The sequence below is a fragment of the Pseudarthrobacter sp. KH_020_B genome, assembly GCF_057840185.1.
Genome location: NZ_CM174506.1, coordinates 4,005,898 through 4,020,297, shown reverse-complemented (window position 1 = coordinate 4,020,297; position 14,400 = coordinate 4,005,898). Strand labels below are relative to the sequence as shown.

General features: G+C 66.3%; 14 protein-coding genes. 8 read left to right on the top strand and 6 right to left on the bottom strand.

Features of this window, described 5'->3' with window-relative positions:
* Nucleotides 1-5: 5 nt before the first annotated feature.
* The 3 genes from AC3IT0_RS18730 to AC3IT0_RS18720 form a co-directional block, all read right to left on the bottom strand.
* A complete protein-coding gene (locus tag AC3IT0_RS18730; RefSeq protein WP_489321161.1) occupies nt 6-1,118 on the bottom strand; it encodes an FAD-dependent monooxygenase in 1,113 nt (370 codons plus the stop codon).
* Between the two features lie 69 nt (nt 1,119-1,187).
* Nucleotides 1,188-2,141, bottom strand: coding sequence for a phosphotriesterase family protein (locus AC3IT0_RS18725; protein ID WP_489321160.1), 954 nt, complete (start codon nt 2,139-2,141; stop codon nt 1,188-1,190).
* Between the two features lie 51 nt (nt 2,142-2,192).
* On the bottom strand, nt 2,193-3,203 hold the full coding sequence (locus AC3IT0_RS18720) for a phosphotriesterase family protein (RefSeq protein WP_489321159.1): 1,011 nt from the start codon (nt 3,201-3,203) through the stop codon (nt 2,193-2,195).
* 254 nt (nt 3,204-3,457) lie between these two features.
* Between AC3IT0_RS18720 and AC3IT0_RS18715 the strand changes: the two genes are divergently transcribed.
* The 5 genes from AC3IT0_RS18715 (at nt 3,458) to AC3IT0_RS18695 (ending at nt 8,529) form a co-directional block, all read left to right on the top strand.
* Nucleotides 3,458-5,179, top strand: coding sequence for an MFS transporter (locus AC3IT0_RS18715; RefSeq protein ID WP_489321158.1), 1,722 nt, complete (start codon nt 3,458-3,460; stop codon nt 5,177-5,179).
* Between the two features lie 60 nt (nt 5,180-5,239).
* On the top strand, nt 5,240-6,412 hold the full coding sequence (locus AC3IT0_RS18710; protein ID WP_489321157.1) for a cytochrome P450: 1,173 nt from the start codon (nt 5,240-5,242) through the stop codon (nt 6,410-6,412).
* Nucleotides 6,409-6,603, top strand: coding sequence for a ferredoxin (locus AC3IT0_RS18705; protein ID WP_489321156.1), 195 nt, complete (start codon nt 6,409-6,411; stop codon nt 6,601-6,603). The genes AC3IT0_RS18710 and AC3IT0_RS18705 overlap by 4 nt, the downstream gene beginning before the upstream one ends.
* On the top strand, nt 6,600-7,811 hold the full coding sequence (locus AC3IT0_RS18700) for an NAD(P)/FAD-dependent oxidoreductase (RefSeq protein WP_489321155.1): 1,212 nt from the start codon (nt 6,600-6,602) through the stop codon (nt 7,809-7,811). The genes AC3IT0_RS18705 and AC3IT0_RS18700 overlap by 4 nt, the downstream gene beginning before the upstream one ends.
* A gap of 103 nt (nt 7,812-7,914) precedes the next feature.
* On the top strand, nt 7,915-8,529 hold the full coding sequence (locus AC3IT0_RS18695) for a TetR/AcrR family transcriptional regulator (protein WP_489321154.1): 615 nt from the start codon (nt 7,915-7,917) through the stop codon (nt 8,527-8,529).
* Between the two features lie 6 nt (nt 8,530-8,535).
* Here the strand turns inward: AC3IT0_RS18695 and AC3IT0_RS18690 are convergent, their stop codons facing one another.
* Together AC3IT0_RS18690 and AC3IT0_RS18685 are read right to left on the bottom strand one after the other, a co-directional pair.
* Nucleotides 8,536-9,849: an ammonium transporter gene (locus AC3IT0_RS18690; RefSeq protein ID WP_489321153.1), complete on the bottom strand. Its 1,314-nt coding sequence runs from the start codon at nt 9,847-9,849 to the stop codon at nt 8,536-8,538.
* 370 nt (nt 9,850-10,219) lie between these two features.
* The gene (locus tag AC3IT0_RS18685; RefSeq protein ID WP_489321152.1) at nt 10,220-11,014 is read right to left on the bottom strand and encodes a carbon-nitrogen hydrolase family protein; all 795 of its coding nucleotides are present in this window, start codon (nt 11,012-11,014) and stop codon (nt 10,220-10,222) included.
* 32 nt (nt 11,015-11,046) lie between these two features.
* Here AC3IT0_RS18685 and AC3IT0_RS18680 point away from each other — a divergent pair, with 32 nt between their 5' ends.
* The gene (locus AC3IT0_RS18680; RefSeq protein ID WP_489321151.1) at nt 11,047-11,703 is read left to right on the top strand and encodes a GntR family transcriptional regulator; all 657 of its coding nucleotides are present in this window, start codon (nt 11,047-11,049) and stop codon (nt 11,701-11,703) included.
* A 12-nt stretch (nt 11,704-11,715) separates the two neighbouring features.
* On the opposite strand, the gene AC3IT0_RS18675 is transcribed toward AC3IT0_RS18680, so the two are convergent.
* Nucleotides 11,716-13,107, bottom strand: a complete 1,392-nt coding sequence (locus AC3IT0_RS18675) for an MFS transporter (RefSeq protein ID WP_489323845.1) — start codon at nt 13,105-13,107, stop codon at nt 11,716-11,718.
* Between the two features lie 149 nt (nt 13,108-13,256).
* Between AC3IT0_RS18675 and AC3IT0_RS18670 the strand changes: the two genes are divergently transcribed.
* Together AC3IT0_RS18670 and AC3IT0_RS18665 are read left to right on the top strand one after the other, a co-directional pair.
* Nucleotides 13,257-13,943 carry a DUF2848 domain-containing protein gene (locus AC3IT0_RS18670; RefSeq protein WP_489321150.1) on the top strand — a complete coding sequence of 229 codons (687 nt, stop codon included), beginning with the start codon at nt 13,257-13,259 and terminating at the stop codon, nt 13,941-13,943.
* Nucleotides 13,944-13,995: 52 nt separating this feature from the next.
* Nucleotides 13,996-14,394, top strand: a complete 399-nt coding sequence (locus AC3IT0_RS18665) for a hypothetical protein (RefSeq protein WP_489321149.1) — start codon at nt 13,996-13,998, stop codon at nt 14,392-14,394.
* The last annotated feature ends 6 nt before the right edge of the window (nt 14,395-14,400 follow it).

The window sequence follows — 14,400 nt, the reverse complement described above, 5'->3', positions numbered from 1 at the left end:
GGCGTTCAGGCCTTCGCCGCGGCCGCGGGCTTCTGGCCGGGGAAGACGTCATTGACCTCGTCCTCTGTCCAGCCTTGGCGCGAGATGCGCTGCAGCTCGTCAGTGACCGGCTTGCGGGTTGCCTGGAACAGTGCCAATGCCTCCTTGACGGAGCCGGCCTGGGCGAGGGCATCGGCGAGGGCGCCGGCGTCCTCGATGGCCGAGTTGGCGCCCTGGCCCTGGTGGTGCAGCATCGAGTGCGCCGCATCGCCCATGAGGACCACGGAGTCTGTGTGCCAGGTGTCAACGGGGTCGATGTCGTAGACAGCGCGGATGTTAACCGCATCCATGTCGAGGCCGCGGGCGATGTTGATGATCCGCTCGTCGAAGCCCTCCACGGTGTCCACGAGGTCTTCCTTCGAGACGATGGGCGCCCAGGTGCCGTCCGGGTTCAGGGCTGTGATATCGAAGGACATCTGGTTGCGGTGGCGCAGCGGCAGCAGGTAGACCTTCGTGCCCCTGCCCATGTACATCCGCAGGTTGTCATCCACCACCATGCCGTGGGCATCGTCCGCGGAGATCACCACGCGGTAGGCGTGCTCGCCGGAGAATACGGGGCCCTTGTCACTGAAGAGCTGCTCGCGCACCGCCGACTTGATGCCGTCGGCACCCACTACGAGGTCGGCCTCGACCGTTTTGCCGTTGGTGAAGGTCAGCACGGAGCGGCCGCCCTTGTCCTCAATCGTCTCCAGCTTGTGGCCGAGGTGCACCATGCCCTCGGGAAGCACGCCCAGCAGCGCCTCGATGAAGTCGCCGCGGTGGATGAGGTAGGTCTGCTTCTCGTCGCCGAACTCCGGCCAGCTGTCCTTCATGATCGGCTCACCGGTGGCCGTGAGGATCTCGAAGTAGTCGCTGGGTGAGCTTACTTTCGCGATCGCGTCGAAGATTCCCCACTTGCTGAACCGGTCCATCGTGGCAGGACGCAGCCCGATGCCGGCGCCGACCTCCCGCATCTGGGATGCCTGCTCGTACACGTTGACGGTCGCGCCGAGCAGGCTCAGGGCCTTGGCCGCCGCTGCGCCGCCGTACCCCGCGCCGACGATGGCGATGTTGAGGTTCTTGATGTCTTCAGCCTTCATTGAATAAGTCTCTTTCTGGAGCCCAGGACGCGCCTGGGAGACGGGCAAGTTGTGGTGGTCTATCCGGGGTCAGGCGGTCAGCGACAGGAAGTCGGCCGGGTTGTCCTCGAGCAGGAGTTTGAGTGTGGCGTCGTCGATGCCGGCCGCGCGCATGTCGGGGATCATGTCCTCGAAGATGTAGTTGATGGTGTGGCCCTTCACACCCGGCCAGCCCAGCGGGCTGCAGTTTGCGTCGGCCGAGACGAGGAGCTTGTCCGCGTAGCCTTTGTTCACCAGGTTGACGAAGTGCTCCATGCGTTCGGCGCGCTTGCGCCCCCAGAACGGCGGATCCGGCAGCTCAAGGTCGTAGCCGAAGGTGTCGAAGCCGATCCGGCCGCCCTGCTCGTAGATCCAGTCGTGCGGGGTGATCGGAGCGTTCAGGCCGTCGTCGGCGTGGCCGAAAAGCACGCGGTCCAGCGACAGGCCCTCTTCGTTGAAGATCGTCACTGCCGGTTCGGGATCGATGGCGAGGTGGGTCAGGATCGGCGCACCGGTAACGACGGCGGCGCGGGCCGCGGCGCGGTAGATACGCTTGTCCAAGTCCGTCATGCGTCCGCCGCGGCTTACGCCGACCTTGATAACGCCGGCCTTGGCGCCGGTGTTGCCGATGCCAACCGTGATTTCGTGGATGAAGACCTTCGCGAGGTAGTCCACGGTGGCGCGGGAGAAATGCGGAAGTGCGGTGTCGCCGCCGACGAAGCCGGTGCAGGCCACGATGTGCACGCCCGTCTTCTGGGACAGGGATTTGTAGTAGTCAACATCCCGGCCGTTGCAGATGCCTGTGGCATCAACGAAGGTGCCGCCGCCGTATTCGCGGAACTTCCGCAGTTTCGGCACGGTTTCCTCGTACGCCTGTTCCGGCGTCTTCCACCATTTGGTGTCCAGTTCGGACCCGGGCATGCCGTAGCCGATGTGTTCGTGGACCGCCACGATTTCCAGTTCTTCGGCCGGGATGGTTCCCAGCACGGTGTTGACCTTGGTCATTCGTTCACCTCAGGGTTTCGAAAGCTTGATGTATGTGGGCGGTACGCGTACTTAGCGCACGGTCAGCAGGTTGCGGGGGTTGTCCACGAGGATGCGCCGGGCGTCTTCTTCGCTCAGGCCGCGGGACTTGAGGAAAGGCACAAACGTGGTCAGGACGTGGCTGTAGGGCAGGTGGTACTCCGGCAGACCCTTTGCCACGCCGATCGAGTTGCCCGACAGGATGATCTTGTCGGCGTGTCCGGCCTTGACCAGCTCCAGCACCAGGTCGGCGCGCTCCTGGTCGGTGACGTAGTCGGCGTGGTCGTTGAGTCCCACATGGTCGATGCCTACGAAGGCCCCGCGGCCGGCCACCTCGACGGCGGAGTCCTTGGCGTCCCGGCGGTCGAGGTCGCCGACGAGCACCCGGTCGGCCCCGATCTGCTCGTCCAGGACGATGTCCAGGTCATGCAATGCGTCCGCGCCGAAGCGGATGGAGACCGGAACGCCGGTGTTCTTGGCGGCGCGGGCGGAGCCGCGGAACAGGCTTTCCTCGGTCGGAGTCATACCGGCGCGGTCGGCCATGGTGGCGACGATGCCAGCGGCGGCGCGGCGCTCGACGCGGGGGACCACCATCCCCTCAGTGATCTCTTTGCCGAAGAGATCGCCGAACTTTTCGGCCGGCCACGGCGTGGGCGGGTTGGTCTGCGGCGTCAGGAAGTACCCGCCGAGTTCTTCCTCCGGGCCGAGGCCTGTTGAGGCGACGATGTGGACGCCGGTGGAGCGGGACAGTGCCTCGTAGAGCTTGAGGTCGCGGCCGTGGAACATACCGGTGCTGTCGACGATCGTCTGGCCGCCGTGCTCGCGGAAGTCCGTGAGCTTCGCGGCCAGGGCCTCGAAGATCTCCGCCCGGTCCATGGAGATGTCGGGTGCGTACTGGGCGCCCGGGAGCACCGACAACAATGCCTCATGGACCGCGACAACGCCCAGTTCAGAAGCAGGGACGGGACCCAGGACCGTGTTGACGGTTTGCCCGGCCGGGGCATGGAACGCGTCACCGGTAGCGACGGGTGTGGTGTGGCTCACTTGGCTTCTCCCTATGAAGATCGGGTGCTGATGCGGGGGCGCCGCAGAGTTTGACTGCTCCGTCGCCCCCTTGCGGTGTAGCCAGCATCACATGTTTCTTTACATGGTGTCAAGGAAATAATCTGCATGTATGGCTATTAGCCATCGAAACGTTTATGAAAACATCTCGCAGTCAGAACTCTTGACATCATGCAAAGATTGGCATCAGACTGTGGGGAGCGCCACATCTACGCAGAAACGAAGGAGTTTCATCGATGAGTCAGACCATTTCGGTACCGAGCCGCGGCTCGGTACGAGCCACATTCGTGGCCGCCTACAGCGCGGTCACTTTGGCCCAGATCACCAACGCCCTGCCAGGTGCCCTCAGCGGCACGTTTGCGGTGGAATTCCACACCTCGGGTGCTGGCCTGACCTGGATTGCGGGCATGTTCCTGATGGGCATCGTGGTGTTCGAGCTCAGCTGGGGCCTCCTGGGTGACATGTTCGGACGCAAGAAGCTGCTCTATGCCGGCGCTGCAGTCAGTGTTGTCGGTTCCGTGCTGGCCGCGCTGGCGCAGACCACCGAAATGATGATCTTCGCGCAGGCGGTCGGCGGCATCGGGGCGGGCATCCTGTTCCCCATCTCGCTGTCCATGATCGCGGCGATCACCCCGGACCACCGCGCACGGGCGAAGGTCATCGCCACGTGGGCAGGATTCCTGTCCCTCGGCGCCGTGATCTCCCCAGTGCTCGCCGGCTTCACGGCGCAGTTCTTTACGGTGCCGGGCGTAGCTCCCGGCGCACCGAACGCGTTTAGCGGCTGGCGGGCGGCCTACCTGGTTGCGGCCGCCATTGCCGTGCTCGTTCTCATCGTCGCGCTCCGGGCCAAGGACTCGGCGGCGGCCGAGGGGCGCAAGCTGGACATGCCCGGCCAGATTACGCTCGCCCTCGGCCTTATCGCCGTTCTCTACGCCACGGTGACAGCGGTGGATGCCGGCTTCGGCAGCGCCCAGGTGATTGCCAGCTACGTCATCGGTGTCATCCTGCTTGTTGCCTTCGTCATCATCGAGTCACGCACCGCGGAGCCACTGATCCACCTGTCGCTATTCAAGAACAGCGCCTACTCGATCACCGGCATCGTGGCGGTCACGGGCATGTTCGCCTTCCTCGCGATCTGCTTTAGCACCAGCGTCGCCGTCAGCGGGCTCGCCCTTGCCGAGACCTGGAAGGTCGGTGTGCTCTTCGTCTTCATCCAGGGTCCCGCCTTCGCCTTCATCCCGGTTGTCGGATGGCTCATTCACCACGTGGCTCCGCGCTGGGTACTCACCGCAGGCTTCGCGCTCATGGCCGTCTCTGGTTTCTGGCTCTCAACCTTCGCCCTCGGCACCCCGGAGGCCTTCGGCGGCACCCCGTGGACGGCCTTCATCCCGCCGCTCCTGGTGCTGGGTATCGGCTTCGCCCTCACCGTCGGCTCCGTCACCGCTGTTGCCATCAACACCGTCCCGCCCCAGCAGATCGGCATGGCCTCGGCCACGACGAACCTCCTGCGCGACCTCGGCTTCGCCCTCGGCCCCGTGATCGGCTCAGCCATCGCCTTCGGCATCGGAGCCACGGCCTTCGCGGGTCCCCTGGCCGGCATCCTCGGCGGAGCGGGACTGCCCGCTGAAGCCGTCAACGGGCTGGCCAACGTGCCGCCGCTGGGCTTCCTCGCCGGCTGGGACGGGATCATCGCCCAGCTCTCCGGCCAGGCAGTAGCCGGCGGCGCACCCGCCCCTGCGGTCGACGGCATGGTCCAGGCCCTCAGCGCCGCACAGCCGCAGATCCAGGGCGTGGCCGGGACCTCGCTGGGCCAGGGATTCCAGGCGGTGTACCTCACCGCGGGTATCGCGGCGATCCTCTCCGCCATTCTTACCCTCTTCATCTCCGCACGTTCCTCGGCGCCCATGACCGATGCCGTCGCCGAAACCACTGAAGAAAACGCCGGGGCTGTTGTCTAGGCTGCGGCCCTCCTTCCACCAAACTTCACCGAACCATTTTCAAGCCGCAAGGAGAACACCGTGACTGCACCCGTCGAATCAGACATCGACATCTGGGATGACGACATCCTCGTCGACCCCTACCCCACGTACGCAGCGCTCCGCGAGCAAGCCGCCGTCGTCCACCTTCCCAAGAACGACCTGTACGTCCTGACCCGCTACGACGCCATCCGCGACGCCCTCGGTGATCCGGAGGCCTTCTCGTCCACGAGCATCGGCTTCAACCCCATGGTGAACGAGGCGCTGCAGGGCACGTCCCTTGCCTCCGACCCGCCGGTCCACACGCAGCTGCGCGCCACGCTGTCGCAGAACCTCACCCCCCGCGCGCTCCGCGGCCTGAAGGTCACCATTGACGAAAAGGCCGACAAGCTCGTCGCCGAGCTCGCCGCCAGCGGCAGCTTCGAGGCCATCGATTCCCTCGCCCGGGCCTTCCCGATCGAGATCGTCGCTGACCTCATTGGGTTCGAGGGACACGTCAAGGACAACATGCTGCGCTGGGGCCAGGCCGCCATGCAGGTCATCGGCCCGCTGAACCAGCGCACGCAGGAGAGCTTCCCGATCGCCGGCGAGCTCTACGGCTGGTGCTCCTCGGTCACTGCCGAAGACCTCACCCCTGGCTCAATCGGCCGCGGAATCTTCGACGCCGAGACCCGGGGAGACATTCCCAAGGGCTCCGCCGGGCACATCATCCACCAGTACCTCGGAGCCGGCGTCGACACGACCATTGCCTCGATCGGGAACATCATTGCGCTGTTCGGCCACCACCCCGAGCAGTTCCAGCTGGTGCGGGAGAACCCGGAGCTCGTCCCCGCAGCTTTCGCCGAAGTGCTGCGTTATTACGCACCGGTCCACATCTGGGGCCGCAAGGCAACGCGCGACGTCGAAATCGACGGAGTGACGATTCCTGCAGGCGCCCAGGTGGGCATCCTCTTTGGGGCCGGCAACCGGGACCCGAGGCATTACGAGTACCCCGACACGTTCGACATCACGCGCAACCCGGTGGACCACCTCTCCTTCGGCTACGGTCCGCACGGCTGCGCCGGCCAGGGCCTCGCGAAACTTGAAGCCCATGCGATCATCGAGGCGCTTGCCCGCAGGGTACAGACCCTGACGATCTCCGACGAGGTTCGCGAGCCCAGCAACATCACCCGCAGCCACGAGAGGCTCCTGGTCGCCAAGGTGGTGGCAGCATGAGGATCGGACTGGACCGGCCGCGCTGCGAAGGGCACGGCCTGTGCGAGGAGGCCGCACCTTCGCTGATGCACCTGGATGACGACGGCGAACTGGTGATCGATGTCCCGGAGGTGGACGGTGCCGCACTTGAGGCCGCGAAGGCAGCGGTCCGGGTGTGCCCGGTCGCCGCGCTGCGGCTGGAGGCGGCATGACAATGCGCCGGATTGTCGTCGTCGGCAACGGCATCGCCGGGCTCACGGCCTGCGACTCGCTGCGCTCTGCCGGGTTCGACGGCGAGCTGACGGTGGTGGGCGCCGAGCGCCACCACCCCTACAGCCGCCCCGCCCTGTCCAAGGCGCTGCTGCACGGCGTCGACGGGAACGGCAAGGACGGGACCAGCGACGCGGGACTGACAGCCCACCAGCTGCCGGCGCCGACGCACGAGGCGAGCGAGCTGCTCGGCGTCGGCGCCGTGGGCCTGGACATCGAAGCCCGGGTGGTAAGGCTCGACGACGGCGGGGACCTTCCGTACGACGGCCTGGTCATCGCCTCCGGGTCCCGGGCGAAACGCCTCGCCATGGAGCCTCGCGACGGTTCCCCCGTGGAGCTCACCCTCCGCACGATCGAGGACGCAATTGCGCTGAAACAGCGCGTCGCATCGCGCCCCTCGGTCATCGTGATCGGTGGCGGTCCGCTGGGCATGGAGGTCGCGTCCGGTTGCCTGCACGTGGGTTGCGAGGTCACCCTCGTCTCCGACGTTCAGCCCCTTTCGCGCCAGCTTGGCGGGCATCTGGCCGGCATCTTCACTTCCGCCGCCATCGGGCGCGGGCTGCGCGTGGTTGGCGGCGGGAAGGCCCGCCTTGTCGATCACGGCGACCGGGCAACAGTGGTCCTGGCCGACGGCACCGAGCTGGGGGCGGACCTCGTGGTCACCGCCATCGGCGACGAGCCGAACACCGGCTGGCTGGCCGGCTCGAACCTCCTCGTCGATGGGCAGTTGCGTGTCGACTCGCGCGGACGCGTCCGGCCGGACATCGTCGCCGCCGGCGACGTGGCCTCTTTCCCCACCCGCCGCGGGGTGGAACGTGTGCCCCTGTGGACGAGCGCCATCGACCAGGCCAAGATCGCTTCCGTCGGCCTGCTCACGGGGGACGCGGCGCCCGAACTCGACTTCCAGCCGTACTTCTGGACGGAGGGCTTCGGCCTGTCGCTCAAATCGGTGGGTTTCACTCCAGTCGTCGGGACTCCCGACTACTGCGAGCCGGGCGAAGGGGCGGACGCGGTGCTGCTGCGCTGGGACAACCGGGACGGTTCCGGCACCGCCGCGGCGATCAACTACCGGATCCCGATCCCCAAACTGCGCCGTCTGGCCAACGCCGGTCCGGGCGCCCTCCAGCGGACCGCGCCGGCGAGCGTCTGATGTGTCCGGCGCGCTTTTCGCGGTGGCATCCCAGGCCGCCGGTTCCCGCGCAGCTTTGCGCCGCGCGCGCCAAACCGCCACACGCCACCGTTAGGATGGTGTTATGTCGTCGCTGCGAGAAGCCCAAAAACAGCTGACCCGCGACGTGATTGTCGAGCGGGCGCTTGAGCTGTTCACCGAGAAGGGCTACGCCGCTACGACGATCGATGAGGTTGCCGCGGCGGCCGGAACCACCCGGGCAACCTTTTATGCGTATTACCCGTCGCGCAGCGGCCTGATGCGCGACTTCATGGCGCGCGTGAACGGCGTGCTGGAGCGCGCGGACGCCCCCGGCCAAGGCACCACCGCGGCCGAGCTGGTCGACGTCGTGCGTGAAGGCGAGCTGTCCGGCATCCTCGCCTGGCTTGAGTCGCGCGCGGTTCTTTGGCCGGTCTTCCGGCCCTACCTGGACGTCCTCGACGAGGCCGCAGCGGTCGACCGTGAGGTGCGGGCCATGCTGGAGGGCTGGCATGAGGAGGTCATCTCCGACCTCGTGCGGGGCATGCAGCTGGCAGGCCGTTTCCCGGCCGAGACACACCACATCCGGGGAACCCTCGCCTTCACCGCGCTCGACTACGTTGCCACGCTCTGGACGCGCCGCAAGTATGAACCAAACCGCGACCATGCGCTCGAGGTCCTTGCCGACAACTGGTATCACCTGCTGTGCGATGAAGGCTGAGCGCTCCTAGGCGAACGTGTCTTCCTTGGCGGGGGCGGGAGCAGCAGAGGCGGCAGGTGCCGGCGGCCGGTGGCCCATCGGGTTGAACTGGCTCCCCAGCCCGCCGAAGGCGTAGGCCGTCTCGGCATGCTCGGAGAGATCCACCCCGGCCATCTCGGCCTCGTGGCTCACCCGGAATCCGATGGTCCTGTTGATGGCCCGGCCGATCACCAGGGTCACGCCGCCGGAGAGAACCACGGTGATCACTACCGCGACGGCCTGGGCCGTCAGCTGCTGGAATCCGCCGCCGTAGAAGAGGCCGCCGCCCTGGCCGTCCAAGGGGAGGGCGACGAAGCCCAGGGCGAGTGTGCCGATGAGCCCGGCGCCGAGGTGGACGCCCACCACGTCCAGGGAGTCGTCCAGCCCGAACCGGTACTTCAGGTCAACAAACACACAGCAGGCCGCACCGGCCACCAGGCCCAGGCCGATGGCGGCCACTGGGCTGATGTTGGCGCAGGACGGTGTGATGGCCACCAGGCCGGCAACCACACCGGAGGCTGCGCCCAGGGACGTGGGGTGGCCGTGGCGGATCTTCTCCGTCAGCAGCCAGCTGAGCATGGCCGCGGCCGGGGCCACCAGGGTGTTGATCCAGATCAGGCCGGCCTGCTCCGCGGTGGTGGCGGCGCCGCCGTTGAACCCGAACCAGCCGAACCACAGGATGGCCGCGCCGAGCATGATGAAGGGGACGTTGTGCGGGCGGTGGCTGGGATCCTTGGCGAAGCCGTGGCGCTGGCCAACCACCAGGGCCAGGACCAGGGCCGCCGTGCCGGAGCTGATTTCCACCACTGCGCCGCCAGCGAAGTCGATGACCTGGCCGAAGGTCTCGGTGATGGCCCCGCCGGCGCTCATCAGCCCGCCGCCCCAGATCATGTAGGCGAGGGGGCAATAGACCAGCGTGATCCACAGCGGCACAAACACTGCCCAGGCGCTGAACTTGGCGCGGTCCGCGATGGCCCCGCTGATGAGGGCCACCGTGATGATGGCGAAGGTGGCGCTGAAGCCTGCTTTGATGAGGTCGGGGGAGCCCATGAGGTTCTGCAGCCCGAAGTTGGCGAACGGGTTGCCGAAGATGCCCAGGATTCCTTCGCCGGTGGTCATGGAGTAGCCCCACAGGACCCACACCACTCCCACGATGCCGGCGGAGATGAAGCTCATCATGATCATGTTCAGTGCTGCCTTGGCGCGCGTCATGCCGCCGTAGAAGAGGCCGAGTCCGGGTGTCATAAGCAGCACCATTGCCGCCGCGATCATCATCCAGACGTGTTGTGCACTGATCTCCACCGGTGGGTCCCTTTCATTGATCCTGAATACGGGGACTTTTCCTACGTGGCCCGCGCAATTCCCCCGATCAATAGTTGTCGCCGAGTGTTTCCGTTTGTGCTTCGCTAAGTTGCGGACACGTTACGGCAAAGCCTCGTTCGTGAAGATCGGATGACCGTGATGTTTCCGGCATGTAAACGGGACCTGTTGACCGGCGCCGGGACGGGAAGCCCGGTGGCTCTGATGCCAGCAACGGCGGGCGCCGGTCCGCGCACGTGGTGAGAAGCCGCCGTCGGACGCTGAAAACGGCAACGTTTCCTGAAAGTGAACGGCGCCTCACCGCTGGCGGCCCCCGCGGGAGGGGCCGCTCGGCGAGGGCCTCCAGTCGTGGTCAGAAGGTCCGGGCGTTGGCCAGCACGGGAAGTTTGCCGCGGACCTCGGAAACGACGGCCGGGTCAATGTCGACGACGGCGAGTTCCGGTTCGCCGCCCAGGGCCACCAGGGCAGAACCTAGGGGAGAGATGACGGCGCTGTGGCCGACGCCGGTGGGAGCTTTGCCCGCGGAGGTGATACCGACGCTGACCGGATCGCCCTGTCCGCAGGCCACCACGAAGGTGGTGCTGTCCAGCGCGCGGGCACGGACCAGGAGGTCCCACTGTTCAGTCTTACCCTCGCCGGCACCCCACGAGGCGCAAATGATGTTGACTTCGGCGCCGGCTTTGGCATTGGCCGTGAACAGTGCCGGGAACCGGACGTCGTAGCAGGTGGCCAGGCCGAAGGTGGTGCCATTCACTTCGAAGGTCACGGGGGCTGTTCCGGCGTCCACGGTGTCGGACTCGGCGAAACCGAATGCATCAAAGAGGTGGATTTTGTCGTAGGAGGTCTCGACGCCGGGGCCGGTGACCAGCAGGGTGTTCCGCACGCGGCCGCCGTCGCCCGGGGTGAACATGCCCGCCACGACCGTGATGTCCAGCTCTTGGGCAATGCTGCGGACGGCGGCGGCCCATGGCCCGTCCAGCGGCTCGGCAATGTCCTTCAGGCTGTTGCCGAAGGCGCGCATCGCGGCTTCCGGGAACACCACGAGCTCCGCTCCGGCGGCTTTGGCCCGCGTGGAGTAGTCTCGGATGAGCTCCAGGTTGGCGGCCAGATCGGCACCGGTGATGATTTGGGCCACTGCTAAACGCATGAAATTACTCCAGTCTGTTGTATACATAATGTATGCGAAAAAGTTCGGGGACGGCGGCGTCCGGCCGCGAGAAGGCGTACGCGTATCTGCGCGAAAACATCCTGGTTGACCCGGAGGTGCAGGGGAAGTTCCTGAACGAGCAGGAACTGGCCGCCGAGATCGGCGTCTCGCGAACTCCGGTCCGGGAGGCGCTCCTGCTGCTCGTCTCCGACGGCCTGGTGGAACTGATTCCGCAGCGCGGGGCCTATGTTCCGCCTGTGACGGGCCGCGAAATGTCGGAGCTGATGGAACTCCGGGGTGTGCTGGAAAGCTATGCCGCCCGCCTGGTTATCGAACAGCGCCGCGTTCCTGCGAAGACGATGCAGGACACCCTGGACCAGCAGGCCCAGCTTCCCGAGGAGCTGAATGCGGAGGCTGCGCAGGAGTTCATCCGGCTGGACACCCTCTTCCATCAGCTTCTGATCGACGCCGCGGGCAATGAGCTCATCTCCCGAACGTACAGCAAGCTCCACGTCCGGCAGATCCTGGTGGGCGTTGCTGCCCTGTTCCGCACCGGAGACCGGCGCGGACAGGTGTGCGCCGAACACCAGGACATCCTCGATGCCCTGGTGTCCGGCGACTCCGCGAAGGCGCAGGAGGCCATTGACCATCACCTGGCTGTCACCCGGGATATCCTGCTCCGCTCCTAAAGCTCCAGTCCGTCAGTGGCCTTTGCCGGTGACCGCCTGCTGGCGCTCCAGTGCGGATCCTTCCAGCAGCAGGCGGTAGTCCTCGTCCTCCACAGTGTTGGAATCGCGGCCGAGGGCCAAGCCTACGGCGGTGACGCCTGCAGCGACTGCCACGTAGATGGCCACCGGAATCCACGTGCCGAACTGCGCCAGCAGCAACGTGAACATCAGCGGGGCGATGGCGCCGCCGATCACACCGGCGAAGGTGTAGGCCAAAGAGCTGCCGGTGGACCGGAGCCGCGGTGAGAACTGCTCCACGATGAAGGCAGCCTGCGGGCCGTACATAAACGAGTGCGCCATGAGGCCCAGCACAATGCCGGCAATGAGCATCGGCTCGTTGTCGGCGCCCAGGACGCCGAAGAAGACGAACGTCCACACGGCGCCCACCACAGCCGCGGTGCCGTAGACCAGACGGCGGTTGAAGCGGTCGGACACGGCGCCGGCCAGCGGAATCATGAAGAGCTGGAACGCGGAGCCGATCAGGACCGCCGTGAGCACCTGGCTGCGGTCGTAGCCGAGGGACTGGATGCCGTAGGTGAGGGTGAAAACGGTGAACAGGGCGTACAGCACGTCCGGGCCCACCCGGCACAGCGTGGCGGCAATGAGAGGCCGGAGCTCCTTGCTGAAGACCTCGCGGACGGGGGCGTTGGGCTGTTCGCCGTGGGCTTCGATGGCCTTGAAGATGGGGGTATCTTCCAGCTTCAGGCGGATCCAGAGGCCGAAACCGACCAGCACGGCCGAGACCAGGAACGCGATGCGCCAGCCGAAACCGATGAACTGTTCCTCGGTCAGGGCGAGGGTCAGGACAGCCAGGGCGCCATTGGCCATCAGGTTGCCGGCGGGCGGGCCCACTTGGGCCGCAGAGGCCCAGAACCCGCGCCGGTGGGGATCGCCGTATTCGCTGGAGAGCAGCACGGCGCCGCCCCATTCGCCGCCGACTCCCACGCCCTGGGCGAAGCGCAGCAGCACCAGGATGATCGGCGCGCTGATGCCGATGCTGTCGTAGCCGGGGAGCACGCCGATCAGAACGGTGGCCACGCCGATGATCATCAGGGTGGTCACCAGCACCTTCTTGCGGCCGATCCGGTCACCGAGCCGGCCGAAGATGATGCCGCCGACAGGCCGGGACACATAGCCCACCGCGTACGTGGAGAAGGCCAGTATGGTGCCGGTCAGGGGATCGGATGACGGGAAGAAGACGAGGGGAAATACGACGGCGGCCGCGGCCGAGTAGACGGCGAAGTCGTACCACTCGAGGGCGGTGCCGGTGAGGCTGGCGGCAAAGGCCTTGTACAGGCCCTTGGGGTGAATCGGCTTGTCCGGGCGCGGCGCTGCGCCGGAAGCCGGAACTGGGACGTTGGCCATGGTGTTGTCCTCCACGAGATGTTTACGGGTGACGCCTGTCACGCTGGCGTTAAATGTATACATTACGCATACTGGATGTACGTTGGCCACCGTTTCCGGTTTCCAGTTTGTAAATTTCTCCAGCAGGACACGCAAAGGATGGACAGAACATGACGACTCTGAGCTTCGAACTTCCCGACGGCAGCACCCGGACAGTCCAGGTCAAGCACCTCCTGAACGCCGGTTATGCAGGGCGGGAGCAGGAGGAAGTGCAGGCCCACATTGCCGAACTGGCTGAACTGGGCGTTCCGGGCCCCACCACCACGCCGGCGCTCTACCCGGTCTCGCCGTACCTGGCGCAGCAGGTTTCCGAAGTCCGCGTGCAGCATGCCCGGACCTCCGGTGAAGCCGAATGGGCGCTGGTCATCACGGACGACGGCGTGCTGCTGACGGTCGCGTGCGACCACACGGACCGCGAGCTTGAGGTCCATGGGGTGGCCTGGAGCAAGAATGCCAGCCCGGATGTCCTGGGCCGCAAGGCGTGGCGGCTGGACGACGTGCGAGACCACCTGGACCAGATCACGCTGAAGGGCTGGGTGGGCCAGGGTGATACCGCGGACACGCTGATCCAGGACAGCTCGCTGGAAGCCCTGCTCACCCCGGACTACTGGCTGGAGGTGCTGACCGGGCGCGGCCTGAATGAGCCGGGGACGGTCCTCATTTCCGGCACGGTGGCCATGACCAGCGGCGTGAACCAGTTCGCCCGCAGCTGGAAAGTGGAGATGGCAGACCCCGTAACCGGGTCCACCGTGGATGCCCGGTACGTGGTGGAGCAGATGGCCGAGCCCATCGGCTGATTCCGCCGGGCGGGGGCGCGTTGGGGGCGCAACTCCCGGTAGCATCTTGACTATGCCCACTGCGCTTGAAATGGCAGGTCCCATCCTGGAAGTGATGACCTGGCTGTGCCTTCCGCCGGGGCTTGCCCTGCTGTTCTACTCGGGCATCCTCCGGCGGTTTGTGCACCCCTGGAACGTTGCGGAAGCGGTGGTCTATGCGGACGCGACCGGAACGGGCTTCCGCTGGTTTGACCGCAAGTACCAGGTCCACCACGCCCCGATGTCACCCCACGACATCAAGGACCTGGCCGTCGGCGAAACCCTGCCGATCTACTACCACCCCAAGCGCCCCACACAGTGGCAGACCGCAGCGCCCGAAGCGGTGGGGCGGACCGCCGTCGTGCTTGGCCGGGTGCTCACCGGGATCGGTGCCGCGGCGTTCATTGCCGGCTTCCTGCTGCCCATGTTCTGAGCCTCC

What these genes read in the sequence shown, in the direction of transcription:
- AC3IT0_RS18730 (WP_489321161.1), bottom strand. Translation starts at nt 1,118, where the DNA reads ATGAAGGCTGAAGACATCAAGAACCTCAACATCGCCATCGTCGGCGCG.
- AC3IT0_RS18725 (WP_489321160.1), bottom strand. Translation starts at nt 2,141, where the DNA reads ATGACCAAGGTCAACACCGTGCTGGGAACCATCCCGGCCGAAGAACTG.
- AC3IT0_RS18715 (WP_489321158.1), top strand. Translation starts at nt 3,458, where the DNA reads ATGAGTCAGACCATTTCGGTACCGAGCCGCGGCTCGGTACGAGCCACA.
- AC3IT0_RS18705 (WP_489321156.1), top strand. Translation starts at nt 6,409, where the DNA reads ATGAGGATCGGACTGGACCGGCCGCGCTGCGAAGGGCACGGCCTGTGC.
- AC3IT0_RS18700 (WP_489321155.1), top strand. Translation starts at nt 6,600, where the DNA reads ATGACAATGCGCCGGATTGTCGTCGTCGGCAACGGCATCGCCGGGCTC.
- AC3IT0_RS18695 (WP_489321154.1), top strand. Translation starts at nt 7,915, where the DNA reads ATGTCGTCGCTGCGAGAAGCCCAAAAACAGCTGACCCGCGACGTGATT.
- AC3IT0_RS18685 (WP_489321152.1), bottom strand. Translation starts at nt 11,014, where the DNA reads ATGCGTTTAGCAGTGGCCCAAATCATCACCGGTGCCGATCTGGCCGCC.
- AC3IT0_RS18680 (WP_489321151.1), top strand. Translation starts at nt 11,047, where the DNA reads ATGCGAAAAAGTTCGGGGACGGCGGCGTCCGGCCGCGAGAAGGCGTAC.
- AC3IT0_RS18675 (WP_489323845.1), bottom strand. Translation starts at nt 13,107, where the DNA reads ATGGCCAACGTCCCAGTTCCGGCTTCCGGCGCAGCGCCGCGCCCGGAC.
- AC3IT0_RS18670 (WP_489321150.1), top strand. Translation starts at nt 13,257, where the DNA reads ATGACGACTCTGAGCTTCGAACTTCCCGACGGCAGCACCCGGACAGTC.
- AC3IT0_RS18665 (WP_489321149.1), top strand. Translation starts at nt 13,996, where the DNA reads ATGCCCACTGCGCTTGAAATGGCAGGTCCCATCCTGGAAGTGATGACC.